This is a genomic window from Paraclostridium benzoelyticum, from assembly GCF_001006285.1.
Taxonomy (GTDB): Bacteria; Bacillota; Clostridia; order Peptostreptococcales; family Peptostreptococcaceae; genus Paraclostridium; species Paraclostridium benzoelyticum.
This window is the reverse complement of record NZ_LBBT01000162.1, coordinates 1-1,241: the sequence shown is the minus strand read 5'-3', so window position 1 is coordinate 1,241 and position 1,241 is coordinate 1. Positions and strand designations below refer to the sequence as shown.

The window sequence follows — 1,241 nt, the reverse complement described above, 5'->3', positions numbered from 1 at the left end:
TTAGAGTTATTTAACTTTAGTTTAGTATGTTTAATTTAATATTTTCTTAGGGTATATATATGTTCGAGGAGATGGTACATATGGAAAATAAAAGAAAACTAGAAACAACACTAATATTGGAAGGAATTCTATTTGGTATAATAGGTATATTATTTTTTATAAATCCAATAGAATCTTTTTTTAGCTTTACAACTGTATCCGGAATATTACTAATTATAGCCGGAATATTTACAATAATAAGAGCCTTTAAAACTACTGAAAAAGCATATTATGTATTTAGTGGAATTATAAATATACTATTTGGTTTAATAGTATGGTTATCCCCTATATCAACTACAGAAACTTTAATATTATTTTATGGAATATGGGCAGTTGTAAGAGGTATATACCTATTAATAATATCAATAAAAAGAAAAAAAATTGGGTTCAATTTAAATACTTTATATAACGTATTACTTGTAATTCTTGGAATATTAATTCTTGTAAATCCTATAGTAACACTATTTGCAACTCCATACATAATAGGTATTTATTTTATAATATCTGCTATATGTGAAATATGTTTAGGATTTGAAGTTTAAAAAAGGTGAACATTTAATAGTTCACCTTTTTCATTACTTATTATTTTCACTAGAATTTATAATGTTTTCTATCATATCTAGTTGTTGCTTAGATGCATTTATTTTTATCTTTAATTTATCCAGTTTAGCTTGCATAGATTTCTTTACTTTTTCATCATCAGTACTTTCCATTTCATTTAACCCTTTTTGATATATGTTTTCTAATGTATCTATCTTTAATTTCATTTTATCATACACAACCTTAGGATTTTTTTTAAACGCTAAAACCTTTTTTTCGTTAGAAGATAGCATTTTGAAATAAACAAAATAAATCAACATAGTTACACTAATGTTAAATGTCACAAAGTTTCCACTTTGAGTCGTTAAACTTACTAACTCAATACATATAAAGTTAAATAGTAATAATCTACTTAAAGTTTTTTGATTTTCTAATGTTGATTTATCTGTAATCTCTTTATTTCTCATAAAATGATATGGAATTAATACTGTTATTATTGGAGTTAAATATAATATATTAGATTCAAATATAGAATAGATTATACTAAATATTAAAATAAACGATTTTGCCCTTCTTATTGAACTCCCTTGTCTCATTTTACACCACCTCTTTAACCTTTATAACCATGTAACTTTATAAATTGTTTTACACTAAAATAATAT

The 1,241-nt window shown here is 23.3% G+C and carries 2 protein-coding genes; one reads left to right on the top strand and one right to left on the bottom strand.

The genetic code is table 11. The annotated features are described in order from the left end of the window. Window positions 1–80 precede the first annotated feature (80 nt). Window positions 81–581: an HdeD family acid-resistance protein gene (locus VN21_RS07480; protein ID WP_046822708.1), complete on the top strand. Its 501-nt coding sequence runs from the start codon at window positions 81–83 to the stop codon at window positions 579–581. A 33-nt stretch (window positions 582–614) separates the two neighbouring features. Here VN21_RS07480 and VN21_RS07475 read toward each other — a convergent pair whose 3' ends face one another. Then, window positions 615–1,175 (bottom strand): hypothetical protein, encoded by a 561-nt coding sequence (locus VN21_RS07475; protein ID WP_046822707.1) that lies wholly within the window; start codon window positions 1,173–1,175, stop codon window positions 615–617. Between the last annotated feature and the right edge of the window lie 66 nt (window positions 1,176–1,241).